Source organism: Deinococcus soli (ex Cha et al. 2016), from assembly GCF_001007995.1.
Taxonomy (GTDB): domain Bacteria; phylum Deinococcota; class Deinococci; order Deinococcales; family Deinococcaceae; genus Deinococcus; species Deinococcus soli.
On the sequence record NZ_CP011389.1, the window covers coordinates 79,719 to 105,294 of the forward strand.

The following is a 25,576-nucleotide window of genomic DNA, read 5'->3' on the forward strand; positions in this document are numbered from 1 at the left end:
GATGACCACCCTGTCCCCACCCCGCTCCCGCACCGCCGTGCCCCCCCAGGGCTCACGCGGCATCCTGCTGGCCCTGCTGATCCTGGCCGCCCTGATGGGCGCGTCCGTGCTCATCGGGTGGCTGCTGTCCACCCTGGCTGCCCAGGTCGTGCCCGGTGCCCCCGCCTACCTGCTGCTGGTCTTCACGGTGGTGTCGCTGCTGGTGCTCGCACCATTGACCCACCGCGCGTTCCCGTGGATCACGAACTGGTTCTACCTGCTGCCCGCGCTGGTGTTCATCCTGGCATTCACGGTACTGCCGGTCGTGCTGACCGTGAACTACGCCTTCACGAACTACAGCGGGCAGAACAGCGGCAATCCCGACAGCGCCGCCCGTCAGGCCGCCACTCTGAGCGCTGACCGCCGCTCAGTTACGGTGCCTGGCCTCGAGGGCAGCGCGCAGGCATACCTGAACTGCGCCGCCCCCAGCTGCGCCGGGGCAACCCTGGTGCTGTACGACGAGGACGCCAGCGTCCCGTACCGCGTGAAGGTCACCTCCGCGCAGGACAAGACCTTCACGCTGGCCGTCCCCGCTCCCGAGGCTCTACAGGTCGCGCAGGTCACCCGCGTGAACCGGATCAGTTATGTGGGCCTCGCCAATTTCCAGGAGATCTTCGGGAAGGCCAGCCGCGCCCTGTGGCCGGTGTTCCTCTGGACGGTCATCTTCGCGTTCAGCACCATCATCCTGAATTCGGTCGCGGGCCTGATCCTGGGCATCCTGCTGTACAACAAGCGCCTCAAGGGCCGCAACGTGTACCGCACGCTGCTGTTCCTGCCCTGGGCGATCCCCACCGTGATCAGCGTGCAGATGTGGGTCGCGCTGTTTGACCAGCAGTTCGGCATCGTGAACAAGAGCCTGGGTCTGCTGGGCATCGTCGCGATTCCCTGGCTGAACGACCCGCTGTGGGCCAAGATCAGCATCCTGGTGGTGAACCTGTGGCTGGGCTTCCCGTACATGATGACCGCCACCATCAGCGCCCTGAGCACCATCAACGACGACCTCTATGAGGCCGCCGAGATTGACGGCGCCAGCCGCTGGCAGCAGATCACCGGCATCACCCTGCCGCTGCTGCGCAACTCGTTCACGCCGATCCTGCTGTCGGGCTTCGCGTTCAACTTCAACAACTTCGGGATCATCTACCTGCTCACGGCCGGCGGCCCCGCCCAGGAAGGCCGCGAGAGCACCGCGCAGAGCACCGACATCCTGCTCTCGTGGGGATACAACACCGCGTTCGTGTCGGCTGGCGGACAGAACTTCGCGCTGGCCAGCGCCATCGCGCTGATCATCTTCTTCCTGACCCTGGCGATCAGCATCGTGAACTTCAAGGCCGCCGGCGTGTTCGAGGAGGCCCGCAAATGACCACCGCACCCAACAACCTCCCACCCGGCGGCTACGTCCACCGCGAGCCCTCTGCCCTACGTCAGGCGCTGCCCTGGATCATCGGGGTGGTCATCCTGGCCCTGCTCGGCTGGCTCGGGTACGCGCTGGTCGACAACCTGAAAGACAACCAGAAGAGCTTCTCGATTTTCTTCGTGGAACGCGGCTGGGTGCGCTTCCTGCTGTTCCTGCTGGCCGCCAGCGGCGTGCTGGCCCTGACCAGCCTGCTGGGGCAGCGGATCGGCATGGCCCGCACGGGCCGCCGCATCAGCTACGCGGCGGTGCTGGGTGACCAGCTGACCCACCTGTTCCTGATCCTGGTCGTCCTGATCGCCATCTACCCGCTGTTCTACGTGCTGATCGCCGCGTTCGACCCGCGCAACAGCCTGTTCGCCTTCCCGGACTTCGGGAACCCGAACATCTTCTACAAGACCGGCCTGCTGCCCGACCTGAAGCAGCTGAACCTGGAGAACTTCGCCAAGCTGTTCGAGGGCGTCACCATCCCCGCGTGGCAGCTTCTGCTCGCCGTGATCGGCGGGGCCGCGCTGGCCGCCACGCTGATCTCCCTGATCGTCAGCAAGGTCGGGCGCGACACCGACGCCCTGGCGAATGTGCGCGCCTGGGGCCTGCGCGTGCTGGTCGCCGCGCTGGCCGTACTCGTGATCTTCATGGGCCCAGCGCAGTTCACAGGCGGCAGCAACGAGAGCAAGTTCCTGCTCTCCGTGCGCAACACCCTGCTGGTGTCCGGCCTGACCGGCGTGCTGGCCATCCTGCTGTCCACGACGGCCGGATACGCCATGGCCCGCCTGCGCTTCCCGGGCCGCTTCCAGATGCTGCTGTTCTTCATCTTCATCCAGATGTTCCCGGTGTTTCTGGCGCTCGTCGCGGTGTTCAAACTCCTGACCGACCTGGGCCTGGGCAACACCTTCGCCGGGCTGATCCTGGCGTACTCCGGCGGCGCGATCGCCTTCAACACCTGGATCTTCAAGGGCTACGTGGAAAGCCTCCCCGAGTCGCTGGAGGAGGCGGCAATGGTGGACGGCGCGACCCGCTGGCAGACCTTCACGCGCGTCGTGCTGCCCCTGTCGCGCGGGATGCTGGTGTTCATCTTCCTGAACCAGTTCATCGGCACGTACGCCGAGTTCATCCTGGCCAGCATCCTGATGACCGGCGTGGAACACTGGACGGTCGGCGTGATGCTGCGCTCGTTCACCAGCGGCCAGTTCAGCACCAAGTGGGGCGTGTTCGCGGCCGCTGCCACGCTGGGCGCCCTGCCGATCGTGGCGCTGTTCTACGGCTTCCAGAACTTCTTCGTCGGCGGCGCGGTCGCCGGGGGCGTCAAGGAATAACCCCCTTCACGCCGCAGGCGCGGGAGGAGTACGGTGCACGTATGCGCCGACTCCTCCCGCTTCTGCTGACGTTCAGCCTGACCAGTCTGGCCGGAGCGAACGAACGCCTGCCCGTCACGCAGGTGCGTTTCAGCACCGACGGCACCCAGGTCATGACCGTCGTCAGCGGCGAGCGGGACGGCAGTGGCTTCGGACACGCGCAGGTGACCGTGCTGGACACCCGCAGTGGCCGCACCATTCATCAGGCCAACCGCACCGCCGACGCCGGACCGGTTGACGTTCTGAACGCCCTGCTGGCCGCGCCCGCCACGCGCGCCGCGGTCGCTCCGTTCACCACGCGCCCCCTCTCGACACCGCGCTACCAGCGGGCCTACCCGGCGCTCTACCCCCGCTGGCCGGACGGCGTGCGTGCCGGGCAGGTCGAGGTCACCCCCGTGCGCCTCTGGACCCGCACCGTGCCCGTCCGCCTGGAGGTGCTGCGCCTCCCGGCCCGGTGCCCGTACCCGGAGATGCTGCCCCCGGGTGAGGTCCCTGCCGGAATCCGTCTGACCGTGAATGGCCTGGAGGTCTGGCGTGACCGCACCCTGCCCACCGAACGTGCCTGCGCCACCCGCTACACGCTGGAGCGGGTGGACATCCAGGGCAACCGCGCCCTGATCACCCTGCGCGCCCTGACCCCCGGCTTCGAGGGTCCGGACGCCGTGCCGGTGTTCGTCGCCGCGCTCCTGCGGTGAAGGTGAATGGGAGAGGGCGGATGGAGCTGGCGCGGCCTCCATCTACCCTCTCCCTTGTCGTTCAGTCCAGCGCGCCCGCCACCTGCTGCATCAGGGCCCGCGCGGCGTTCAGTTCGTCGGCGTTGATGGTGTGGCCCAGGCCGGGGATGACGCGGGCGTCCACGCTGGCGCCCCGGGCGCGGAGGTGCGCGGCCGTCTCCTCGAAGCGGGCCAGGGGAATGTGCCCGTCGCGCGGATCGACGCCCATGAACACGGGCGTGCCGGGGAAGGTGCTGCCCTGATCCAGGGTGATCAGGCCGCCGCTGAAGGCCACCACCGCGCCGGGTTTACGTTCGGTGCGGCTGGCGTACTCCAGCGCGAGGCATGCGCCCTGGCTGAAGCCGCCCAGCACGACCCGCTCGGCGGGAATGCCGCGCGCGGCTAGTTCGCCCATCACGGCTTCCACGGTGCCCAGCGCGCGGTCCAGGTGCGGCTGGTTCTGCTCGACCGGCGCCAGGAACGACAGGGGATACCACGTGTTCCCCTCGGCCTGCGGGGCGAGGTACGTGAACGCACTCAGGTTGAAGTCGCGTTCCAGCGAGAGGATGTCGCGCGCCGTGCCGCCCCGCCCGTGCAGCAGGACCATCGCCACGCGGGCGTCGTCCAGGGGGCGGCCCGCGGTGAAGACCTGCACGCCCGTGCCCCCGTCCTCGGGGGTCGCCTCGGGTGCGGCGGCGCCGAGGTCGCGCTGGCCGATGGTCACGCCGTACTCGCGGCTGATGATGCGCGGCACGTGCGCCTCGATCTGCGCCCGCTGACCCTCGAACCACGCGGGGAGTTTGAGGTGCCTGCCCAGTTCCGCCACGGGTTCGTCGTTGGGGAAGCCGGGCGCGTCGGTGGCGATCTCGAACAGCACGCCGTTCGGTTCACGGAAGTAGATCGAGTGGAAGTACTGCCGGTCCTGCACGGGCGTGGGGCGGTACCCGGCGCCGGTCAGGCTGGTCATGTACGCCTCCTGCTCGGCGTCGTCGCGGGTGCGCAGCGCCACGTGGTGGATGCTGCCCGCCCCGAAGTGCCCGCGCGGCTGGCCGGGGCGTTCCACGGCGTCCACGAACAGGCCCACGCCGTCCCCACTGCCCCGGAAACGGGTCCGGGTGCCCTCGACGTCGGGTTCGCTGCCGACTTCCGTGAAGCCCAGCTGACCGACCAGCAACTGCCGCACGGCGTCGGTGTCGCGCACCCAGGCGGTCACCGAGTGGAACCCCCGCAGTTCATGCGCGGCGTCCACTGGGGAGGCGGGCCAGGGCTGCACGGCCTGTCCTTCCTCGAACACCAGTTCCACCCAGGTGCCGTCCGGGTCCTCGAAGGTCAGGACCGGCTGCCCGAAGCGGGTGCCCCCGGTGACGGTCAGGGCGTGCGCGGCCAGCCGCCCCTGCCAGTAGCCCAGCGAGTCGGCGGGGGCGCTGTACGCGGTGGCGACGACCTCGCCGTTGCCGCGTTCGCCGCGCTTGGCGCCGGGCCAGGGGAAGTGGGTCATGACCGTGCCGGGCTGCCCGGTCTGGTCGCCGTAGTAGAAGTGGTACGTGCCGGGGTCGTCGAAGTTCACGGTGACCTTCACCAGCCGCTGGCCCAGCACCTGGGTGTAGAAGTCAAGGTTGCGCTGCGGGTCGCTGGCCATGACGGTGACGTGGTGCAGACCCTGGACGGGGCTGGTGCCGGGAGCGGGAGAGAAGGTAGTCATGCCTCTATATTACTTAACATTGAACTATTAATTGAGGCTTTGATCACAATAGAGGAGAGGTAGGAGTCGCCCCCAACCTCTCCCTGCTGTGTGCTGCCGTTCAGCCCAGCAGGCCCCGCCACCCGGCCCGGCGCTGAGGGAAGCGCGCCGCCTGCACCTGCGCCGCGAACTCCTCCAGCGTCTCGTGCAGCGCCCGCGCCTCGCGCACCAGCGCCCCCGTCACGGCCTGCACCTGACCGTCCCGCTCGGACTCCCAGTGGCTCAGCACCCGCTCGTTCAGCCGCGCGTGATCCGGACTCGTCACGTCCCGCGGCGGGGCCAGCCGGTCGCGCGCCGCCTCCAGGTACGTGACCAGATCGGTCGCGCGGGCCACCTCGTGCCACGTGCCGCCCGCCTTCAGCGCCGAGACGCGCGCCGTCAGCCGCTCGCGCTCCAGCACCCCACGAGCCCGCTCGCGGCCCTGGATGAGCGCGGCACCCGCCGCCATGCCCACCAGCGCCAGCGTGAACACCAGCAGCGACCAGTGCTCCGGCGCGGTCGGCCCGTCGGGCGCGGCGCTCAGGTCCGTCAGCTGACCCTGCTGCGCAGCGTTCGCGGCGATCTCCTGCGTGGTGCGCAGGATGCCGTCCCAGTTCAGGAACCCCTCCACCCCCAGGTACAGCAGCGTCACCGCCACGATGCCCCAAACGTAATGCGCGGGACGGCTCATGCCCGGCGTGCTGGCGGCCAGTTTCGCGCGGTACGACAGTTCATCCACCAGCCACAGCAGCAGCACGCTGAACATCACGCCCGCCGTCAGCGCAATCAGCGTCAGGTACAGCCGCGATTCCGGGTTGAACAGCAGATTGATGCTCACGCCGCTGATCAGGCCCACGAAGAACTTGCTGAACACCGCGAACGCGTTGAACACCCGCTTGCTGCCGCTCTTCTGCTCGGGGGGGCGCACCGCATGACCCTCGGCGGCCAGTTGCGCCAGCGCCTGCTGCGTGTAGAAATCCTCGGCCGTGACGGTGTCGGGCCGCACGCCCGCCTGCGCCAGCGCCTCGAACCGCGCCGCGCGGGCCTGCTCGATCGCCTCGGTCGCCTGCTCGTAGGCACGCTCCACACCGCTGCTCGCCGCGTTCATGAAGTTCAGGTGCTCCTGCTGCCGCGCCCAGGACGTCCGCACGCCCACGCCCGTCTCGGCCAGCACGCGGTTCAGGGTCGTGCGGGCCAGCTCGAAGTTCACGCGGTACTGCTCCACGTTCAGGCGCAGCAGCCTTGAGCGCGACGTCAGCGCCGCCCGCGCCGCCTCGTCCCGCACGAGTTGCAATTCACCGCTCAGGTCATCCAGCAGCTCCCCAAAGTGCGCCGGGGTTAGCACCGCCATGAACGCCTCGGCGGCCAGCGGGTCAGGGACGGGCAGCGCCGCCTCGTAGCGCGCCGGATCGAACGGCTCTTCGGCGGGAGGGGCGGCCTCCATCTCATCCTGCGGTTCCTCCGGGAAGGGCGGGACTATCACCTGCTGAGTATCTCCACGCCGCGCGCCGTCCTCGAACTCGAGGTTCACGGTGCTCAGGTCCGGTCCGCTGAGCGTCACGCGCGACAGGGGGCGAACCTCGGTGTCCCCCGGGCTGTCCGGTGTGAGGTCACTCATCGGCGGGCCGCCTTTACCTGCGCCGCAAAGGTCGGGTACACGTTCGACAGGTCGTACGCGCCCGCCAGCAGCACCCGCTTATCCGAGGAACTGCCGCCCAGCGCCTTCACGAAACTGTCCCGGATGGACACGCCGCCCGCGCCCGCCTCGGGGCTCAGGCCCGCCACGAACAGCAGCCGGGTGTCCTTCGCGCCCAGGAAGCCCTTCACCGCCGCGCCCAGAGAAGTGCGCTTCGGGTCGTCCAGCAGGGCGCCGTCCGTGAACAGCACCGTCACGTCCCCCACGCCCTTCGTCTGCGCGCCCCGGTTCACGGCCTGCTGCACGCCCGCCGTGATCGCGCTGCCCCGCCCGGTGCAGGGCTTCGTGAGGGCCGCCGTGTAGCGCAGGATGTCCGCCTTGCCCAGCCGCGCGCCGTTCTTCGACTGGAACCTGAAGTCCGCGACGGTCTGCACGCCGTCGCAGATGCGCAGCAGCGTGACCGTGTCCCCGGAGCGCAGCTGGTTCAGCAGGACACTCTGCGAGAGCAGCCGCGCCTGATCCGCGTACCTGAACGCCGGGTTCTTGCTGCTGCCGGTCATGTCCACGGCGACCGTCAGGTGCAGCGGCGGCGTGGACAGCCCCAGCAGGGTCGAGGCGCTCATGGGTGCGGGCAGCAAGGTGGACAGGAAGGCGGGAACGATCATTGGGAAGGGCATGGTCACCTCGGGAGTCTGGAAGGAGAAAGAGGGGGTCAGGGTGCGGGCGGCGCGGGGTTGCGGGGGTTCAGGCCCGGCAGGGGCACTGCCACCCCACCCACGGTCGTGATGCCCGGCGGCACCGGGACGCTCGTGCGTTCGTGCGGCAGGTCGCGCAGCAGCCCGACCTCACGGCAGGCCGCCTGATCGCGGTAGAGGTTCACGGGCACACTCTGCCGCCCGTCCGGGTCGCCGATCCAGACGGCCATCGCGTACTGCGGCGTCACGGCGGCGCACCACGTGTCGTTCACGTCGTCGGTCGTGCCCGACTTCGCGCCCAGCGGCATGGCCCTGCCGGACAGGCGCTGCCACGCGGTGGGCCGCAGGAACTTCACGTGCCCCGCATTCGACGACACCGCGCCGGTCAGCAGGTCGAACGTCTCGTAGGCGACCACCTCGTCCCACAGCGGCGCGCAGTCCGGGCGCGGCAGGGACAGGGGCCGCCCGGCGCGGTCATACACCTCGGCCAGCAGGTGCGGCTCGCAGCGCGTCCCACCATTCGCGAACGACGCGTACGCAGCGGCGACGTCCAACGGCGCGGCGCGGTACGTGCCCAGCGACACGCTCGACGTGTTCCCGGCGTCCGCGCGGTACCCCAGCGCGTCCAGCGTGCGCCGCAGCGCCTTCTCGCGAGGCGTGCCGACCTGCACCGCCACGGTGTTCAGGCTGCGGGCGTTCGCCTCGCGCACCGTCACCGCGCGGTTCAGGAACCCTCCCGAATTGTTCCGGATCGCCTGACCCGCGTACCCCGTCGCCTCGTCCCGGAAGGCACTCAGCTGCGTCACGCCGTCCCCGAACGCCAGCGCGTACAGCAGAGGTTTGACCGTACTCGCCACCGGCCGCAGCGCCGACGCCGCCCACTGCCGCCCCGGATCGCTGCTCAGACTGCCGCCCGTGCTGCTCGCCAGCGCCACGATCCCCCCGCCGCGCACATCCACGACCGCCGCACCCTCGGCGACGCCCGCCGCGCGGGGGCCGGTCATGCCCTCACCCTGAACCCGCTGCGTCAGGGCCGCCTGCGCCTGCGCGTCGATGGTCAGCACCACGCGCCCCACCCGCTTCGGGTCCACGCCCGCCCGCCGCAGCTCGCGCCGCACGAGCTCCTGCATGGCCCACACCGGCTCCGGCTCCTGCGCGTAATCGGGATTGCGGGCCGCCGACACCACCCGCAGGTCCGCGCCCGACCCCGCGTACTCCACCCGCCACAACCTCGGCTGCACGGGCGTGGCGACCGCCTGCGCGTACGCCCCGTCCGACACCAGCCCGTGCGACCGCAGGATATTCAGCGTCACCAGCTGCTGCGAGCGCATCCAGCGGAAGCGCGCCGTGGCCGTCTCCGGCGGCGTGTCCTCCTGCACCAGATACCGCCCCGGCGCGGGCAGCAACCCCACCAGGAACGCACTCTGCGCCAGCGACAGGTCCGCCGGTTCCACCCCGAACACCGCCCGGGACGCGTCGTACACGCCCTTGCGCTGCCCGATCCCGATCCACGGGAGGCTGTTCACGCTCATCGCCAGCACCTCGCGCCGCCCGTACCGCCACGTCACCAGCGGGGCCAGCACGAACTCCGTCGCCTTGCGCGTCACCGTCAGCAGCGGCCCACGCCGGTCCGTGTCGTAATCGAAATGCCCCGCCAGCACGCTGTTCTTCAGGAGCTGCATCGTGATCGTGCTGCCACCCGCGCCACTGAGCACCGCGCGCGGCAGGCGCCCCAGGTCAACCCCAGAATGCGAGAAAAAGCGCACGTCCTCCTTCGCCACGTACGCCAGCAGGAACGCCTCACTGACGCCCGTCAGCGGCACGCTCAGCGACTCCCGGCACGGCACCGCGTTCACCGCGTTCCCCTCGCGGCAGTGGTCGATCACGCCAAGCGGCGCACCCCGCCGGTCCTGCACCTCGATGGGCAGCAGTTCCGAGCGCAGATTCCACACCCGACCCAGCGCCCCGGTACTCACCGCGCCCGCCACGCCCAGCCCCAGCAGACCCAGCGTCAGCACACCCACGCCCGCCGCCGCCGCCCGCAGCGCCCGCCGCAGCGTCCACGGCTCGGGCCGCCGCACGAACGGCGAACGCGGCCAGCGGTTCCACCAGCCCAGCACGGACTTTTTAAACTGCCGTGTCACTCAGCGCACCACGTCCAGCACGCCCGCCGCGGCCGACCGGAACTGCCAGTCCCGCGCCACGGCGTTCCACAGGCCCGACAGCCCCACGACCAGCACCAGCAGCGCGCCCAGCCCTGCCAGCGCTGTCACCGCACCCGCCCACGACGAACGTGGTCCACGCGGACGGGCCGGACGCGGCGCCTTCTCCTTCGGCACGCGCGGCGCACGCGGAGCGGACACCGGCGCGGACAGCAGACCCGACGAGTACGGCCGGGGCTTCCGCACGAAACTCACGCGCCCTCCGGCGGAACAGACGGAAACCGCAACATGACAGCAGGATAGGCGAGACCCATGAGGCGTGCATCCCACCAAAGAACGATCAAACGGGCGTGAAAGACGGCGGGAGGAACAGCCGGATGTGGTCAATCCCAGGACTCAGGAGGGTCAGGGACGCTCAGGAGGGCGTGTCGGCGGCGAGCGAACCGACCGGCGGTTGTCCAGCCACCCGGAACTGCGCGCGCCGCTTGCGCCTACACTCGGCGCATGACCACTGCTGCCGTCCTGACGCAGGCTGACCTGCGTGCCCAGTTTCCGCAACTCCAGTCGGGCCGCGCGTACCTCGACAACGCCGCCGGGGGCCTGATTCCGGTCCGCGCGATCCAGGCGGTGACGGAGCACCTGACGCGGTACGGGGCGACGAACGCCATGCCGGGGCACCGTCCGGGTGCGGAGATCCTCGCCCTGAAGCACCGGGCGCGGGAGGCGACGGCGCTGTTCATGAACGCGAGGCCGGAGGATGTGGCGCTGGCGCAGAGTGCCACGGCGTTAACCTTCCGGCTCGCGGCGGCGTTCGCCCGCCTGTGGGGCGAGGGGGACGAAGTGATCTTCAGCGGGCTGGAACACGAGAGTAACGCCAGCCCCTGGCGGGAACTGGAGCGTCAGGGCGTGACCGTGAAGGTCTGGCACGCGCGGCAGCCGGACATGACGTTGCACCCGGATGATCTAGCGGCGCTGCTGTCGCCCCGCACGCGGCTGGTGGCGGTCACGGCGGCCAGCAACGCGTTGGGCGTCACGCCGGACATTCCGGCGATCACGGCGCAGGTGCGCGCGGCGGGCGCGTGGAGCATCGTGGACGCCGTGCACGCCGCGCCGCACGCCTTCCCGGACGTGCAGGCGTGGGGCGCGGATGTCGTGACGTTCAGCCCGTACAAGGTCTGGGCGCCGCACCTGGGCGCCATGTGGCTGCGCCCGGAGCTGCGCGCCACGCTGCCCTGGCCGAAACTGGAGTTCGTGCCGCAGGGTGACATCACCGGCATCGAGCACGGCACGCCGCAGTTCGAGCTGCTGGCGGGGTGGCTGGGCACCCTGGACTACCTCCGGGAACTGGGTGGGCACGCCGAGCTGGCCCGCGCCGCGCTGGAGGCCGCCTCCCAGCGCATTCACGAACTGGAAGCGCCGGTCATGGCGCGGCTGGTCGAGGGGCTCCTCGCGCATGACCTCGTGACGGTGTACGGCCCGCAGGGCACGCAGGGTCGCGTGGGGACCGTCGCGTTCCGCGTGGCGGGGGAGAGCCCCGAGCAGACCGCGCTGCGCCTCACGGCCGCCGGGGTGGACGTGGCTGCCGGTCATTTCTACGCCGTGCAGCCCCTGAGGGACCTGGGCCTGTATCCGCAGGGTGTCGTGCGGGCCAGCATCGCGCACTACACGACGCTGGACGACATCGAACGGATGCTCGCGGCTCTGGGTTAATGGTTGAAAGTTGATGGTTGATGAAGATTTCCCTCTGTCAACCATCAACCTTCGACTTTCAACTCAAAACGCTGTTGAGTTCGTTGCGGAAGTCCCGCGCGGCGTCCACGCTGGCCCGGATGTCCAGCCCGCTGGCGTACTGCACGCCCCGGCTGGCGCTGGCGAGCGCGCCGGTCCCGCCGGGGTCGAAGGCCGGAGCGAGCTGCGCGGCGGTCGCGCCCTGCGCGCCAAGGCCTGGCAGCAGCAGCAGGGCGCGAGGCATGCGGGCGCGGAATGCGGCCAGATCGCCGGGGTGCGTGGCACCCACGACCGCGCCGACGGTGGCGTACTCCGCATCTTCCTGTGCGTTCAGGCGGGTGATCTCGTCCGCGACGCGTTCGCTGATGCCGCCGCCCTGCAGGTCCGCCTGCCCCGGGTTGCTGGTCTTCACGAGGACGAACACCGCGCCGCCGTTCGCGCGGGCGGTCTCCACGAACGGCGTGAGGGTCTCGAAGCCCAGGAACGGGTTCACGGTCAGGGCCGCGCCCGCGTGCCGACCGGTCAGCCAGCCCTGCGCGTACGCCTGCGCCGTGCTGCCGATGTCCCCACGTTTGGCGTCCAGCAGCACCGGGAGGCCCAGCGTGCGGGCCGCCGCGCACACCTCCTCCAGGACGCGCAGCCCGTCCAGCCCCAGCGCCTCGTAGAACGCCAGCTGCGGCTTCACGCACGCGGCGTACGGCGCGGTCGCCTCCAGCACGTCCAGGGTGTGCTCACGCAGGTGCGCGGCGTCCCGGTAGGCGGCCAGGCGGGGGTCCAGGCCCACGCACAGGCGGGTCTGGAGGGCTCGGGTGCGGTCGGTTACGGCCTGCGCGAAGGTCATCGCGCCCGAGGGTAACACGCGAGCGCCCGGCGCGGCCTGCGGCGGTCCATGACCGGGCGGTGGACGCCCACTGCGGTGGCTGGGGGTGCCCAGCGGGGTGCCTCTGCGCTAGAATGCCCCGTGAACGGCCCGGCGCTGCCCGGCCCCCCGCTTCCCCATTCCTGATCACCGACCGGCCGCCGCGCCGCGTTTCCTGAGGTTCCCATGATTCTGACTCTGTTCATCGTGCTGTTCGCCCTCGTCTGCGTGGGTCTGATCTTCTTCGTGCTGCTCCAGGTGCCCAAACAGGCGGGCCTGTCGGCGAGCATGGCCTCCGGCGGCTCGCTGCTCGGCGGGCGCGGCGTGGAGGGCGGCCTGGTGCGGATCACCAGCGTCCTCGGCGGCTTCTTCATGCTGCTGGCCCTGCTGATCAACCTCGTCTCGCGCTGAGGCGCAGTGGGCGGCGGAAGTGAACGGCGGGATCGTTCACCTCCGCCGCCCACTGTTTATCGACAGACGAATGGGGCCGCGCTGCCACAGTGCGCGGCCCCCATCCTCTTGCCGGTGGCGCTGCGGGCAGGTCAGGTCCAGTCGGCCGGGCGCTCCGCGAGGCCGAAGTGCCACGCGATGGCCTGCGCGATCCGCTGCGCGGCCTGACCGTCCCCGTAGGGGTTGCGGGCGGCGCGCATCGCGGCGAGGGTGGGTTCACTGCCCAGCAGGTCCAGCAGGGTGGCTTCCAGCTGCGCCGGGTCGTTCCCCGCGAGCCGCAGGACGCCCGCCTCGACCCCCTCGGGCCGCTCGGTGACGTTGCGCAGCACCGCGACGGGCACGCCCAGCGCCGCGCCTTCCTCCTGAAGGCCGCCGCTGTCGGTGGCCAGGAGGCGCGACGCGGCCATCAGGGGCGCCATGTCGCTGTAATCCAGCGGATCGGTCAGTTCGAAGTTCGCCACGCCCTCCAGTGCCGGGCGCACCGCCTCCTGCACGGCGGGCGACAGGTGCACCGGGTAGATGAAGTGGTGGTCCGGGTGGGCCTGCGCCACGCGGGCGAGGGCCTGGGCCATCTCGCGCATCATGGGCTGGTTCTCGCGGCGGTGCATGGTGACCGTCACGAGCGGCTGCCCGGCGTCCACGCGGGCCTGCCACGCGGCGCGCAGCGGCACGCGGCCCGCCACCTCGCGCACGGCGTCCACGGCGGTCTGCCCGGTCACGACGATGCCGTCAGGGGCCTTGCCCTCGCGCAGCAGGTTCGCCTTGCTGCCGGCTGTGGGGGCGAAGTCCAGGGTGCTCAGCACGCCGGTCAGGCGGCGGTTCGCTTCCTCGGGGAAGGGTTCACGCAGGCTGCCGCTGCGCAGGCCCGCCTCGACGTGCCCGACCGGGATGCCCTCGTAGAAGGCACTCAGGGCCACGCAGAAACTCGTGCTGGTGTCGCCGTGCACGAGGACCATGTCCGCGCCCATCTCGCGCAGGGTCTGCCCGGCCTGCGGCACGATCCGCGCCGTCAGGTCCGCGAGGGTCTGACGGTCCGTCATGACGTTCAGGTCCCGGTCCGGGGTCAGGCCGAACACGTTCAGCGCCCCGTCGAGCATCTGCCGCTGCTGCCCCGTCGAGAGGATCAGCGCTTTCAGGCCGCTCTGCGCCTCCACGGCGCGGTAGACGGGAGCCATCTTGGTGGCCTCGGGACGCGTCCCGAAGGCGAGGACAATCTTTTTCATTCGTCGTCTCCCTGCCCATGCTGGGCGAGTTCAAGGTTGCGGGCGCGCACGCGGCGGTACGCGACGAAGATCAGGCACAACATGGCCGTCACGATCGTGCCGACAATCGCCTGGAAGCGCAGGCCCTGAAGGCTCATGCCGACCGTGCCGCACGCCAGCGCCACCAGCCACAGGATCACGGCGGTGCGCCGCGCGCTGCTGGTCCGCGCCAGCACCCGGTGATGGATGTGGGTCTTGTCCGGGTGCCGCAGCGGGTTGCGGATACCGCGTGCCAGCCGCCCGATCACGACCTGGGTGGTGTCCAGCAGCGGCAGCGCCAGCACGATCAGCGGCACGATCAGGCTGGCGCCCGCACTGAACTTCAGCGTGCCCAGCAGGCTCACGGCGGCCAGCGTGTACCCGAAGAGGGTGCTGCCCGCGTCGCCCATGATGATGCGGCTGGGGTTGAAGTTATGCCGCAGGTACCCCAGCGCCGCGCCGGACAGGCCCGCGAGCAGAACGACGGCCGCGGCGCGGTCCGGGAACTGCGCGGCAGTGGCGAGCAACACGAAACTCGCCACGAACGCCACGCCGCCCACCACACCGTCCACGCCGTCCAGGAGGTTCACGGCGTTCGTCAGGGCCACCACCCACAGGATCGTGACGACCGTGCTCAGCGGCTGGTTGATCACGTCCGGCAGCGCCGGAATGAAGGGAATGCTGTTCAGGTCGATGCGCAGGTCGTTGACCAGCAGCAGGATCGCCGCGAGCGTCTGGACCAGCAGCCGCGTGACGGGCGACAGGCCGTACTGGTCGTCGATGAAGCCGACCAGCACCAGCATGGACGCGCCCAGCAGGATCGCCAGCACCTGGATGTTCACGATGTCCACCGCGATGGGCCGCAGCGCCCACGCCAGGATGATGCTCACGATGAACCCGGCGTAGATGGCCAGCCCCCCGGCATTGGGCAGGGGTTCCTTGTTCAGGCGGCGTTCGTTGGGCTGGTCGGCCCACCCGACCTGAATGGCGAAGTCCCGCAGGCGCGGAATGAAGAACCAGGTGAACACCCCGGCGCTGACGAAGGTGATCAGAACGCTCAGGAATCCCCGCCCGGTCAGGTCGGCGATCCCCAGCTGTGCAGCAAGTGCGCGGAGTGACTCCATAAACGGCCCAAGTGTAACGGCTGCCACGCCCGGAAGGTTTAGGTGCCCTGAGCACCCTCTCATCCAGGGATGCCCAGCCCCTGCCTCCACTTCGGGATGGTGGAGGTGGTCCGGGCCGGTCGGTCAGGGCGTCACGGTGAACGTGAGCACGCTGCTCAGCCCGTTCAGCGGTCCCGCGCCGACCAGCAGCGTGCGGCTGTCCGCCCCCCACGCCAGGAACGCAGGCGCGCCGTCGAGCGGGACGCTGCGGGTCAATTCCCGCCCGCTGGCCGGGTCGTGCAGCACCACCACCCACCCGGACGGCGTGGGCGTCGCGGCGGCCAGCAGCGTGCTGTCGGGACTGAAGCGGATGGGCGCGCCGCCGGGCAGGGTCGCCAGCGGCTGCCGCTGCCCCGGCGCGTACAGGTCGGTGCGGCCGTCGGCCCGCAGGTACGCGAAGGTGCCCCTGCCGCTGATCTGCACGTCGCGGTAAGCGGCGCCCGGCGTGACCGGCAGCGCGAAGGTCTTGCGGTTGGCGAGCAGCATGACGCGCGCCTCGCCCCGCGCGGGAAACAGGTACGCGCGCGTGGCGTCCGGCGACACCGTCACTCGGGCCAGCCCCGGCAGGGCCACCGTGAACGTCACCCGGCCGGTCTTCTGCGCGGTGACGCTCAGCCCCTGCGCGTTCCAGCTGGCGACGTGGTTGCCCCAGTGGTTCACGCTCAGGGCGGTCGCGCCCCGCTGCCCGGCCAGTGGCACGAGCGTCCCGCCGCGCAGTTCCGCCGCGCCGCTGCCAGTCAGGGCGAACGTGAAGCGCCCCACGCCCTGCACGTCCAGCGCGGGCGCGGCGCGCGGTCCGGCCCGCAGCGTGTCGTCGCGGCCCACGGTCGCCACCGAACCGTCCGCGAGGACCGCCCCGGCCCGCACCGCGCCGGGCAGGCGCAGCAGGGTCCGCGCGGTCGGCTGATCGGGCGTCCCGGCGCTCAGGGCCGCGCCACCGCCGCCGCTACTGAGACTCAGCACCTGTTCACGCGGTGAGAGGCTGGCGGGCGTGGCCCCCAGGCCGCTCAGGTTCGCGCGGCGTTCCCGGTGCCCGGTCTGCACGTCCCGCACCTGCGTCTCGCCGTCACGCAGGATGAGCACCGTGTTGTTGCGCAGCGGCAGGCCGCTGTACGCCCCGGCCGTCTCGGGGTCGCTGGCGCGCAGCACGGTCGTCGCGGGCAGTCCGTCCCGCAGCGCGACCAGCGTCCGTCCCAGCGGCACGGTCACGCTGCGCCCGTCGGCGCTGAACACCGCGCGGCCCGGCGCGCAGGTGTCGTCGCAGCTCATGCCGCTCAGGACCCGCAGCGTGCGCGTGTCGAGCAGTTGCGCGCGGCTGCCCCGCACGACCAGCGCGCGACTGCCGTCCGCCGCGACCGTCAGCGCCGCCACGGGCGCCGGGTCGAGCACCTCCCGCGACAGGTCCGCCGGGTTCACCCGTTCTAGACCTGCCCCGGACCCCACGAGCAGCTCACCGCCCGACCGGAACCCCGCGCCACTCAGGCCGGTAAAGGTCAGGGTGCCGGTCACGCGCCGCTGCGCCACGTCCACGAGAACCACGCGGTCCCCGACGAGCGCGGCGGCCAGCGTGGCGTCCGGCGTGACGCTCACGGCGCGGCAGGGCCCGCCTAGCCACGTACTGGCGGGGCTGCTCGGGTCGGCGGCCCCCAGATGCAGCAGCCGCTCGCCCAGGCACAGGTGCACGCCCTCGGCGGCGTCCCAGCGGGCCTCGGTCAGGGCGGGAGGGCCGGGCAGCAGCGGGGCGTCGCGGAGGCTCAGGGTGACGGCCCCGGCGGAACCGAGCAGGGCGCCCAGGGCAGCCACGCGGGCAAGACGGACAGGCGGGCGAGGGGACACGCGGCGGAGTGTAGCGTGCCCACCCTGACAGCCGTCTGTCCCGGTGCGCTCTCACCGGGCGGGACCGTCTAGCAGGTAAGACGGTGAGGCAGGTGAAACAGGGGCACCGGCGGCATAGCCCGGTGCCCCTGCATACCCGTGCCTTCAGGTCAGAACGTGAAGCCCTTCGGGACGACGACCACGCCGTTGTCCGTGACGCTGAAGCCCCGGGCGCGGTCCTCCTCGGGGTCCAGGCCGATCTTCGTGCCGGGCGGGATGATCACGTTCTTGTCCACGATGCAGTTGCGGATGTGTGCGTGGCGGCCGACCTCCACGTCGTCGAACAGCACGCAGCTCTCGACCAGCGAGTACGAGTGGGTGCGCACGCCGCGCCCCAGCAGGCTGTCGCGGACGGTGCCGCCGCTGATGATCGCGCCCCCCGCCATGATCGTGTTGAACGCCTGCCCCTTGCGGCCGTCACTCTCGTGCACGAACTTCGCGGGTGGGGAGAACTCGCTGCTGGTCCGCAGCGGCCACTGCGGGTTGTAGATGTCGAACTCCGGGTTCACACTCACGAGGTCCATGCTGGCGTCGAAGTACGCGTCGAGCGTCCCCACGTCCCGCCAGTACGTGTTCGGACCGCCCTGCCCGGGGATGGGGTTGCGGTGGAAGTCGTATGCCATGACGTTGTACCCGTCGCTCAGGGCGCGGGGAATGACGTCCCCGCCGAAGTCGAACCCGGCCTCGCCGCCACCCATGTTCGTCTCGAGCAGTTCCTCCAGCGCGCGGCGCGAGAAGATGTAGTTCCCCATGCTGGTCAGGCTCACGCCCTCCTGCCCGGGGATGCTGGGCGGGTTTTTGGGTTTTTCCAGGAAGTCCGTAACGCGCCAGTTCTGGTCGACGTGCATCACGCCGAACTGGTGCGCCTGCGCCTGCGGCATCGGGTACGCGGCGATGGTGACGTCCGCGCGGGTCTCGATGTGTTTTTGCAGCATGTGCTCGACGTTCATCTTGTAGATGTGGTCGCCGCTGAAGATCGCGACGTAGTCGGCCTCGTAGTTGTCGATCAGGTGCATGTTCTGGTACACCGCGTCGGCGGTCCCGCGGTACCACACGGGCCCGAGTTCCTCGATGCGGTACATCTGCGCGGGGACCAGCGTGATGAAGTAGTCGCTGAGGAACGTCCCGAACCGCCAGCCGCGCTGGATGTGCTCGGTGAGGCTCTGCGCCTTGTACTGCGTGAGCACGTAGATGGAGAACACGCCGCTGTTGATGAAGTTGTTGATCGCGAAGTCGATGATGCGGTACTTGCTGCCGAACGGCACCGCCGGTTTGCTGCGCTTCTGCGTCAGCGGGGCCAGGCGGCTGCCCTGCCCGCCCGCGAGGATCATTCCCAGAACGCGTGGTTTCATGTGTGCTCCCTCCAGTGATGGCGGTGGACGTGGGCGGACGCTGCGGGTGACTGTCACAATACCGGACCGGCCCGGTCGCGCTCGCCGGGGTGGGCTGCACAGCCCGCCAGCATGACCTGCGGAGGCGTTACCCTAGCGGCTCAGGACGTCCCGCAGGGCCGCGTGGACTTCACCGGCACTTAATACAGGGGCGCGCAGCTGCGTCCGCATGAACGTCAGCTGCCGCTTGGCATACTGACGCGTGGCGAGCGTCACCTGCGCCGCCGCGTCCTCCACGCTCAGGGACCCGCGAGCCACTGCCAGCGCCTCACGGTACCCGAGCGCCTGCCACACCGTGGGGCGCGGTCGCGCCTCCGGTTCCACCTGCCCGGCGAGCCACGCGGCCTCGTCCGCCCAGCCACGCGCGAACATCTCAGTCACCCGCGCGTGCATGCGGGCCTCCAGATCCGGCGCGGGCCGCGTGAACGCCAGCGGCGCGTAGCGGAACGCGGGCTCACTGCGCCCGAACGACCCCGGGAACCGCCCGGTCCGGCGGTGGACCTCCACGGCCCGGACCACCCGGCGCGGGTTACGTTCCATGCGCGCCGCCTCGGCCGGGTCCGTCGCGGCGATGTCGGCCAGCAGTGCGTCCAAGCCCCGCGCCTCCAGGTCCGCCTCGACCTGCGCGCGCACGTGCGGGTCGCTGGGGGGGGTCAGCGGCAGCCCCTGCATCAGGCCCTGCAGGTAGAAGCCGGTGCCGCCCACCACCAGCGGCGTCCGCCCACGCGCCAGGACGTCCCCGATGGCCGCCTCGGCGAGCGCCACGAAGCGCGCCACGTCGAACGCCCCGGTCACCTCCGCCACGTCGATCAGGTGGTGCGGCACACGCGAGAGGTCCGCTGCACTTGGCTTCGCCGTGCCGATATCCAGGCCCCGGTATACCGTGAACGCGTCCGCGCTGATGACCTCCGCGCCGTACGCCAGGGCCGCCTCCAGCGCCAGGGCCGACTTCCCGGCGGCGGTCGGGGCGGTCAGGATCGGAACGGTCTGCGGGCCTTGCACGCGCCCGATGATAGCCGCCCGGGCGGGAATGCACAGTGTTGCCGCGCCGAGCGGTGCTAGCCTGGGCCGCATGAACGAACCCGTGCTGGCGCGCCTGCACCACCTCATGACGCTGCGCGAGGAGGTCGAGGCCCTCGCGGGCGTCGGCCCGTGGACCCCCGCTGCCGACTGGTGCGACGGCGACACCCACCTGGAACTGCACCTGGACGTTCCCGGCGCCCTCCCCGACAGCCTCGAACTGCTCGAGGAGGGTGACACCGTGACCGTCGCCGGACAGCGCCCCGAACTGACCCGCCTGCTGCACGCCGAGCGGCCCAGTGGCACCTTCCGCCGCACCTTCACCTTCCCCGAGCCGGTCGTGCCCCAGTCCGGTCAGGCCACCCTGAGCGGCGGCGTGCTGACCGTGAAATTTGAGAAACGCCACCCGACCATCAACGTGACGGCCCACAGCGACGACTGACCGAAGTGGCGCCCGGTGAAGCGCTCTGGCTCGCTGGCGCGTGGCGCTCCGGTGGAGGTTCAGCGGTCCTGCGGTGGCTCGCCGGTGGCCGCCTCGTCCTTGCGGGCCAGCAGCGCCTCCTGCACGGCGCGCTCCACAGCCTGCGAGCGGACGGTGCGGGCCGCGCGGACCGTAAACAGCATGACCACCCCGGCGAACAGCATCGTGAAGTACAGGTACGCGCTCGGCACACCTACCTCGAAGGCCTCCGCGACCAGATTCGTGCCGACCAGCAGCAGGAACGCCGCCGCGAGCAGCTTGAGCGGGGGGTGGGTGTCCAGGTAGCGGCTGATCGGGCCGCTGGCAGCCACCATGATGATCATGGCGATCACGACCGCCGTGATCATGACGGGGACGTCGCCGCTCACGCCGATGGCGGTGATCACGCTGTCCAGGCTGAACACGATGTCGATCAGCGGAATCTGCAGGATCACACTCAGGAACGACACCTGCCCCACCTGCGCCTCGCCGCTGCCCAGCGGGTCGGCCGACATGCGCGACAGTTCCCGGACGCTCTTGACCATCAGGAACAGCCCCCCGCCGATCAGGATCAGGTCACGGACACTGAAGTCCTGCCCCAGCAAACTGAACAGCGGCGCCTGCAGGCGCGTGAGCCACGCGATACCCGCCAGCAGCGCCACGCGCGTCACGACCGCCAGCCCCAGGCCCAGCGTGCGGGCCAGCGCCTGCTGCGACCTCGGCAGCCTCGAGGCGAGCAGCGTGATGAACACGATGTTGTCGATGCCCAGCACGAGTTCCAGCAGCGTGAGGCTCAGGACCGCCACCCAGCCCTGCGGGGTAGTCAGGACATGCAGGAACTCGCTCATGCCCAGCACGCTACGCAGTGCGCACCGCCACCGCGCGGAGGGTAAAGGGACGCTCAAGTGCCCCGCCTGGCCTGCCTCCTACACTGCAATTCTCATGCCACGCTCAGCCTCCCGACGGGGTCGCCCGTGACCACCCCTGATCCGCGCCCACCCGCCAGTGTCTTTGTCCTGAACCTGCTGCCGGTCGCCACCGCCGTCATCCTGATCCTGCTGGGCCTGTCCTTCTTCAGCAAGGTCGCCCCCAGCCTGCTGGCCATCACGCTGGCGATCATCGTCGCCACCGCCCTGAACCCCGTCGCGCGGCGCCTGGAACGCTGGATGCCCCGCGCGGCCGCCGGGTCCCTGACCGTGCTGCTGGTCGTCGCCGTGATCGGCGTGGCGCTGTTCCTGGCCGTGCCGCCCATCGCCGCTCAGCTGGGCAGCATCGGCGGGAGCAGCTTCAACCTCAGCCGCATCGAGCCGCAGCTGAATGCGTGGCTGCGCGCCCACCCTCAGCTGGACGCCATGCTCCCCCCTGACATCTTCGACCGTGCCCAGGCGCAGCTGAGCAAGGTGGGCAGCCGCGCGGCCGAGCAACTGCCCAGCCTCCTGAGCCTCGTGCTGGGCGGCGTGTTCACCGGCCTGATCACGCTCGTCATGGTCGTGTACGTCCTGGGGAACCCCGTGCCACTCGTGAACGGCGTCCTGGGCGCCGTGCCGCCCAAGCACCGGCTGGCCGCCACGTACGCCCTGGCACAGATCCTCAAGCAGACCGGCGCCTGGGGCCGCGCCACGCTCCTCGTGATGCTCGTCACCGGCTCCTGCACCGCGCTGGGCTTCTACCTGCTGGGCGTGCAGAACTGGCTGGTGTTCGGCCTGCTCGCCGCGCTGGGCGAACTGGTCCCCACCATCGGCCCGATCTTCGCGACCATCCCACCGGTCCTGTTCACGCTGGCCGACGATCCCCAGAAGGCCGTGTGGGTTGCCGTGTTCGTCCTGGTGTTCCAGCAGGTCAGCGGCTTCGCCCTCAGCCCCCTGCTCGTCGGGGGCGCGGGCAACCTGCACCCCCTGAGCGTCATCGTGGGCGTCGTGCTGTTCGGCGGCGTGTTCGGCCTGGTCGGCGCGTTCCTGACCGTCCCGTTCCTGATCGTCATCAAGGCCGTCTACCAGCACTTCTACCTGCGCGAAGCCCCGGACATCCCCGACGCGGTCGCTATGGCTCTCATCAGCGGCGTCGTGGAAGACCAGCTCGAACGCGAGGATGAGGCCAGAGAGGCTGTGCGCAGGGCCCGCGCCGAGGTGCAGGAAGCCGAACTCGAACGGCAGCTGGAAGACGGCGAACTGGACCTCGAGGCTGCGCTGGCCGCCGACGTCACCCCCGACGGGGCCAGTCCCCAGGACCCGCCCGGCGGTCCATCCGCCCCGCGCGCCCCCTGATCTGCTAGAATCTGCGTTTGGGTGTCCCGCCCACGCGACGTGCGGCGGGCTTTTTCATGCCTACGAGAGCAGAAGGCCGCCGGCGCGCGCAAAGGCGCAGAGGGCCAACCGCTCCGACAACAAGGGAGCTGAACTACATGGAATACCGCAACATCGCCATCATCGCCCACGTCGACCACGGCAAGACCACGCTCGTCGACGGCCTGCTCAAGCAGACCCTGAAACTCGGCCACGGTGAGGAAATTGCCGAGCGCGCCATGGACAGTAACGACCTCGAACGCGAGCGCGGCATCACCATTCTCGCGAAAAACACCGCCGTCGAGTACAACGGCGTGAAGATCAACATCGTCGACACCCCCGGCCACGCCGACTTCGGCGGGGAGGTCGAGCGCGTCCTCGGCATGGTCGACGGCTGCCTGGTGCTCGTGGACGCCGCCGAAGGCCCCATGCCCCAGACCCGCTTCGTGCTGCGCAAGGCCATCGAACTGGGCCTCAAGCCCATCGTGGTCATCAACAAGATCGACCGCAACGACGCCCGCCCCGAGGAGGTCGTGAACCTCACCTTCGACCTGATGGCCGAACTCGGCGCGAACGACGACCAGCTGGACTTCCCGATCCTGTACGCCATCGCCCGCGAAGGCAAGGCCTACAAGGACCTGAACGCCCCCACCGAGGACATGCACGAACTGTTCGACATGGTGCTCGAGCACATCCCGGCCCCCAAGGTCGACCTGGACGCCCCCTTCCAGATGCTCGTCACGAACCTTGACTACAACGAGTACCTGGGCCGCATCGTGCTGGGCCGCGTCAACCGCGGGGTCGTCAAGAAGGGTGAATTCGTCCAGCTGATGCACAAAGACGGCACCATGACCAAGACCCGCGTCGTGCAGCCCTTCACCCACATGGGCCTGCGCCGCATCGAGATCGACCAGGTGGGCGCCGGTGACATCGTCGCCCTGGCCGGCATCGAGGACGCGCAGATCGGCGAGACCGTCGCCGACCTCGCCGACCCCGAGGCGCTGCCCATCATCACCGTGGACGAACCCACCGTGAGCATGATCTTCCAGCCGAACACCAGCCCGTTTGCCGGCAAGGAAGGCAAGTACGTCACCAGCCGTCACATCAACGACCGCCTCAAGCGCGAAGTGATGACCAACGTGTCCCTGAAGGTCGAGGAAATCCGCCCCGACGAATTCAAGGTCAGCGGCCGCGGCGAACTGCACCTCTCGATCCTCCTGGAAACCATGCGCCGCGAAGGCTACGAAGTGCAGGTCGGCGCGCCCCAGGTCATCATCCGCGAGATCGACGGCGAGAAGCACGAACCCATCGAACACCTCGTGATCGACGTGCCCGAACAGCACTCCAGCACCGTCATCGGCGTCCTCGGCGCCCGCAAGGGCCAGATGGTCAACATGGAACCCCAGGGCACCCGCACCCGCGTGGAATTCAAGATTCCCAGCCGCGCCCTGTTCGGCTTCCGCACCCAGTTCCTGAGCATGACGCAGGGCGAAGGCATCATGAGTCACATCTTCGACGGGTACGCCCCGTGGGCCGGTGAACTCAAGACCCGCCAGAACGGCTCGCTGGTCAGCATGGAAGACGGCGTCGCGTTCGCGTACTCCATCTGGAAACTCCAGGACCGCGGCAGCTTCTTCATCGACGCCGGTCAGGACGTGTACGTCGGCATGATCGTCGGCGAGAACGCCCGCGAGCAGGACATGAACGTGAACGTCTGCAAGAACAAGAAGCTCACGAACGTCCGCTCCAGCGGCGCCGACGAGGCCCTGACCCTGATCCCCCCCAAGCGCATGAGCCTGGAAGACGCCCTGGAGTACATCAGCGAGGACGAACTCGTCGAACTGACCCCCCAGAGCATCCGCCTGCGCAAGAAAGTCCTGAACCCCAGCTTCCGCAAGTAAACTCCGCAATGCGCCGCGCCCCCTCCCTTCCCGGAGGGGGTGTTGCCTTTGGCCTTGGCCCGGCCCTCACCGCCCTCACGCCCTGCCCGCCCTACACTCGGGCAATCCAGCGTGACCAGGAGGTGCCCCCCGTGAACGCCACCACCGTCCCCCGCTCCCGCCCGTTGCCCCTGGCTGCCCTGACGCTCGCCGCCCTGACCCTTGCCACCCTGCTGAGTGCCTGCTCGCCGGGCCGCGACGACCGCTCCGCCGACACCACCCAGGCGGCCGCCGACACCGCCCTGCGCGACGCCATGACCGCCAGCGCCCGCGCCGTCCAGGGCACCGACCTGAAGGCCGACGCCCGCTGGTTCACCTGCCCGGGCGGCATCGGATCACGCTACAGCGGCGGCGGCGTCATGACCTCACCCCCGGGCGACCGCACAGATCAGCTGGCCGCCATCCGGGACGCCGTCCTGGCCGCCGGATTCCAGGACGCGACGCAGGTCGACGGGTACGTCACCGCCCAGCGGAACGACGTGGACGTCAGCATCCGCTTCCGCCTGCCTGACGGGTCGTGGACGTTCAGCGTCCTCACCCGCTGCTACACCTACGGCGGGAAGGACCGCGCGCGCGTGAAATCCAGCGACCGCCACGTCATCCTGCCCTGAGGTCAGCCCCGGTCTGCGTGCGTGAGGACTGCCTGGAAGGTCATGCAGCGGTGCCATTCGGCCTGCGGGTGCCACTGACTGGTGTCCGGATCGAACTGGCCTCCCGGTTCGGCTGCCGCCAGATGCAGGCCGGTTCCGGTCAGCAGCAGGCTCAGATCCTGCGGGGAGTAGCAGCGCAGCGACTGCGTGTGCTCGACCCCGTCCTGGCCGGTGTACGTGTCCGTCATGCGGCAGCCGGGCGCGTCGAAGCCGTACACCTGCGTGCAGGTCTCGGTGCGGCGGGTGAAGCCCGCATGCCGGGCCCAGTACCACGGCGTGTACACGTCCAGCACCGCGTGCCCGCCCGGTGCGAGCCACCCGGCGACCCGGCGCAGCAGCTGCCGCTGCTCATCGTCCGTACCGATACCGAACCCGTCCCAGTACACGATCAGGTCGAACGGGCCGGTCAGATCGGCAGTGTAGAAGCTCTCCTGCACGACCTCCAGCGGGACGCCGCGCTGCCGGGCCAGCTGCTGGGCGTGCCCGGCGGCCGAGGCGCGCAGCTCCAGCGCGGTGACGGTCAACCCGGCCTGCGCCGCCGTCACCGCGAACTGACCCCCGCCCGCCCCGAGTTCCAGCAGCGTGGACGCCTGCGGGAACTGCGCGCGCAGCCCCCGCACCTGCCCGGCATGACTGGGATGCGGCTCGGCGGAGTAACACCCGGTCAGGGCCTCCTGAACGTCGTAAAAGGGCGCGGCCCACGAAGAGGACGGTGAATGCGGCATGGTTGACCTCCCAGGTCAGACGGGACGGATGTGGATTCGGGCCGTATGGGGCGGGTTCAAC

22 protein-coding genes are annotated in these 25,576 nt (G+C 70.2%); 9 read left to right on the top strand and 13 right to left on the bottom strand.

Annotated features, from left to right (window positions below; genetic code table 11):
• The first annotated feature begins 1 nt into the window (after position 1).
• From SY84_RS00400 to SY84_RS00410, 3 genes are read left to right on the top strand one after another with little or no spacing between them, the layout of a single operon-like run.
• Positions 2-1,399 carry an ABC transporter permease subunit gene (locus SY84_RS00400; RefSeq protein WP_046842335.1) on the top strand — a complete coding sequence of 466 codons (1,398 nt, stop codon included), beginning with the start codon at positions 2-4 and terminating at the stop codon, positions 1,397-1,399.
• Entirely contained in the window at positions 1,396-2,766 is a 1,371-nt protein-coding gene (locus SY84_RS00405; protein ID WP_046842336.1) for a sugar ABC transporter permease, read from the top strand. The genes SY84_RS00400 and SY84_RS00405 overlap by 4 nt, the downstream gene beginning before the upstream one ends.
• Positions 2,767-2,807: 41 nt before the next feature.
• Positions 2,808-3,500, top strand: a complete 693-nt coding sequence (locus SY84_RS00410; RefSeq protein WP_046842337.1) for a DUF2259 domain-containing protein — start codon at positions 2,808-2,810, stop codon at positions 3,498-3,500.
• A 61-nt stretch (positions 3,501-3,561) separates the two neighbouring features.
• Here SY84_RS00410 and SY84_RS00415 read toward each other — a convergent pair whose 3' ends face one another.
• The 5 genes from SY84_RS00415 to SY84_RS00435 form a co-directional block, all read right to left on the bottom strand.
• Positions 3,562-5,220 (bottom strand): VOC family protein, encoded by a 1,659-nt coding sequence (locus SY84_RS00415; protein ID WP_046842338.1) that lies wholly within the window; start codon positions 5,218-5,220, stop codon positions 3,562-3,564.
• Between the two features lie 100 nt (positions 5,221-5,320).
• On the bottom strand, positions 5,321-6,856 hold the full coding sequence (locus tag SY84_RS00420) for a hypothetical protein (protein ID WP_245621362.1): 1,536 nt from the start codon (positions 6,854-6,856) through the stop codon (positions 5,321-5,323).
• Positions 6,853-7,551, bottom strand: a complete 699-nt coding sequence (locus tag SY84_RS00425; RefSeq protein WP_046844806.1) for a VWA domain-containing protein — start codon at positions 7,549-7,551, stop codon at positions 6,853-6,855. Before SY84_RS00425 ends, SY84_RS00420 begins: the two co-directional genes overlap by 4 nt.
• Positions 7,552-7,586: 35 nt before the next feature.
• The gene (locus SY84_RS00430; RefSeq protein WP_245621363.1) at positions 7,587-9,713 is read right to left on the bottom strand and encodes a transglycosylase domain-containing protein; all 2,127 of its coding nucleotides are present in this window, start codon (positions 9,711-9,713) and stop codon (positions 7,587-7,589) included.
• Positions 9,714-9,986, bottom strand: coding sequence for a hypothetical protein (locus tag SY84_RS00435; RefSeq protein WP_046842340.1), 273 nt, complete (start codon positions 9,984-9,986; stop codon positions 9,714-9,716).
• A 249-nt stretch (positions 9,987-10,235) separates the two neighbouring features.
• Here SY84_RS00435 and SY84_RS00440 point away from each other — a divergent pair, with 249 nt between their 5' ends.
• Positions 10,236-11,441 carry a cysteine desulfurase-like protein gene (locus tag SY84_RS00440; RefSeq protein WP_046842341.1) on the top strand — a complete coding sequence of 402 codons (1,206 nt, stop codon included), beginning with the start codon at positions 10,236-10,238 and terminating at the stop codon, positions 11,439-11,441.
• Positions 11,442-11,499: 58 nt separating this feature from the next.
• Here the strand turns inward: SY84_RS00440 and pyrF are convergent, their stop codons facing one another.
• Positions 11,500-12,300, bottom strand: a complete 801-nt coding sequence (gene pyrF, locus SY84_RS00445) for an orotidine-5'-phosphate decarboxylase (protein ID WP_046842342.1) — start codon at positions 12,298-12,300, stop codon at positions 11,500-11,502.
• A 204-nt stretch (positions 12,301-12,504) separates the two neighbouring features.
• Between pyrF and secG the strand changes: the two genes are divergently transcribed.
• Positions 12,505-12,729: a preprotein translocase subunit SecG gene (gene secG, locus SY84_RS00450; protein WP_046842343.1), complete on the top strand. Its 225-nt coding sequence runs from the start codon at positions 12,505-12,507 to the stop codon at positions 12,727-12,729.
• Between the two features lie 131 nt (positions 12,730-12,860).
• On the opposite strand, the gene wecB is transcribed toward secG, so the two are convergent.
• The 5 genes from wecB to miaA all read right to left on the bottom strand — a co-directional run bounded on the left by wecB (position 12,861) and on the right by miaA (position 19,440).
• Positions 12,861-13,991 carry a non-hydrolyzing UDP-N-acetylglucosamine 2-epimerase gene (gene wecB, locus SY84_RS00455; protein ID WP_046842344.1) on the bottom strand — a complete coding sequence of 377 codons (1,131 nt, stop codon included), beginning with the start codon at positions 13,989-13,991 and terminating at the stop codon, positions 12,861-12,863.
• Complete coding sequence (locus SY84_RS00460) at positions 13,988-15,133, bottom strand: MraY family glycosyltransferase (RefSeq protein WP_046842345.1); 1,146 nt, start codon at positions 15,131-15,133, stop codon at positions 13,988-13,990. Before SY84_RS00460 ends, wecB begins: the two co-directional genes overlap by 4 nt.
• A gap of 123 nt (positions 15,134-15,256) precedes the next feature.
• A complete protein-coding gene (locus SY84_RS15690; RefSeq protein WP_157882831.1) occupies positions 15,257-17,008 on the bottom strand; it encodes a hypothetical protein in 1,752 nt (583 codons plus the stop codon).
• A 149-nt stretch (positions 17,009-17,157) separates the two neighbouring features.
• Positions 17,158-18,399 carry a glucose-1-phosphate adenylyltransferase gene (glgC, locus tag SY84_RS00470; RefSeq protein ID WP_046842346.1) on the bottom strand — a complete coding sequence of 414 codons (1,242 nt, stop codon included), beginning with the start codon at positions 18,397-18,399 and terminating at the stop codon, positions 17,158-17,160.
• A gap of 132 nt (positions 18,400-18,531) precedes the next feature.
• On the bottom strand, positions 18,532-19,440 hold the full coding sequence (gene miaA, locus SY84_RS00475) for a tRNA (adenosine(37)-N6)-dimethylallyltransferase MiaA (protein ID WP_046842347.1): 909 nt from the start codon (positions 19,438-19,440) through the stop codon (positions 18,532-18,534).
• Between the two features lie 70 nt (positions 19,441-19,510).
• Between miaA and SY84_RS00480 the strand changes: the two genes are divergently transcribed.
• Positions 19,511-19,900, top strand: a complete 390-nt coding sequence (locus SY84_RS00480; protein ID WP_046842348.1) for an Hsp20/alpha crystallin family protein — start codon at positions 19,511-19,513, stop codon at positions 19,898-19,900.
• A gap of 59 nt (positions 19,901-19,959) precedes the next feature.
• Here the strand turns inward: SY84_RS00480 and SY84_RS00485 are convergent, their stop codons facing one another.
• Positions 19,960-20,766 carry a TerC family protein gene (locus SY84_RS00485; RefSeq protein ID WP_046844808.1) on the bottom strand — a complete coding sequence of 269 codons (807 nt, stop codon included), beginning with the start codon at positions 20,764-20,766 and terminating at the stop codon, positions 19,960-19,962.
• Positions 20,767-20,892: 126 nt separating this feature from the next.
• Between SY84_RS00485 and SY84_RS00490 the strand changes: the two genes are divergently transcribed.
• From SY84_RS00490 to SY84_RS00500, 3 genes are all read left to right on the top strand, one after another.
• Positions 20,893-22,182, top strand: coding sequence for an AI-2E family transporter (locus SY84_RS00490; RefSeq protein ID WP_046842349.1), 1,290 nt, complete (start codon positions 20,893-20,895; stop codon positions 22,180-22,182).
• A gap of 137 nt (positions 22,183-22,319) precedes the next feature.
• The gene (gene typA, locus SY84_RS00495; RefSeq protein ID WP_046842350.1) at positions 22,320-24,101 is read left to right on the top strand and encodes a translational GTPase TypA; all 1,782 of its coding nucleotides are present in this window, start codon (positions 22,320-22,322) and stop codon (positions 24,099-24,101) included.
• Between the two features lie 131 nt (positions 24,102-24,232).
• Positions 24,233-24,751: a hypothetical protein gene (locus SY84_RS00500; protein WP_157882832.1), complete on the top strand. Its 519-nt coding sequence runs from the start codon at positions 24,233-24,235 to the stop codon at positions 24,749-24,751.
• 2 nt (positions 24,752-24,753) lie between these two features.
• On the opposite strand, the gene SY84_RS00505 is transcribed toward SY84_RS00500, so the two are convergent.
• Complete coding sequence (locus SY84_RS00505) at positions 24,754-25,515, bottom strand: class I SAM-dependent methyltransferase (RefSeq protein WP_046842352.1); 762 nt, start codon at positions 25,513-25,515, stop codon at positions 24,754-24,756.
• Positions 25,516-25,576 lie beyond the last annotated feature (61 nt).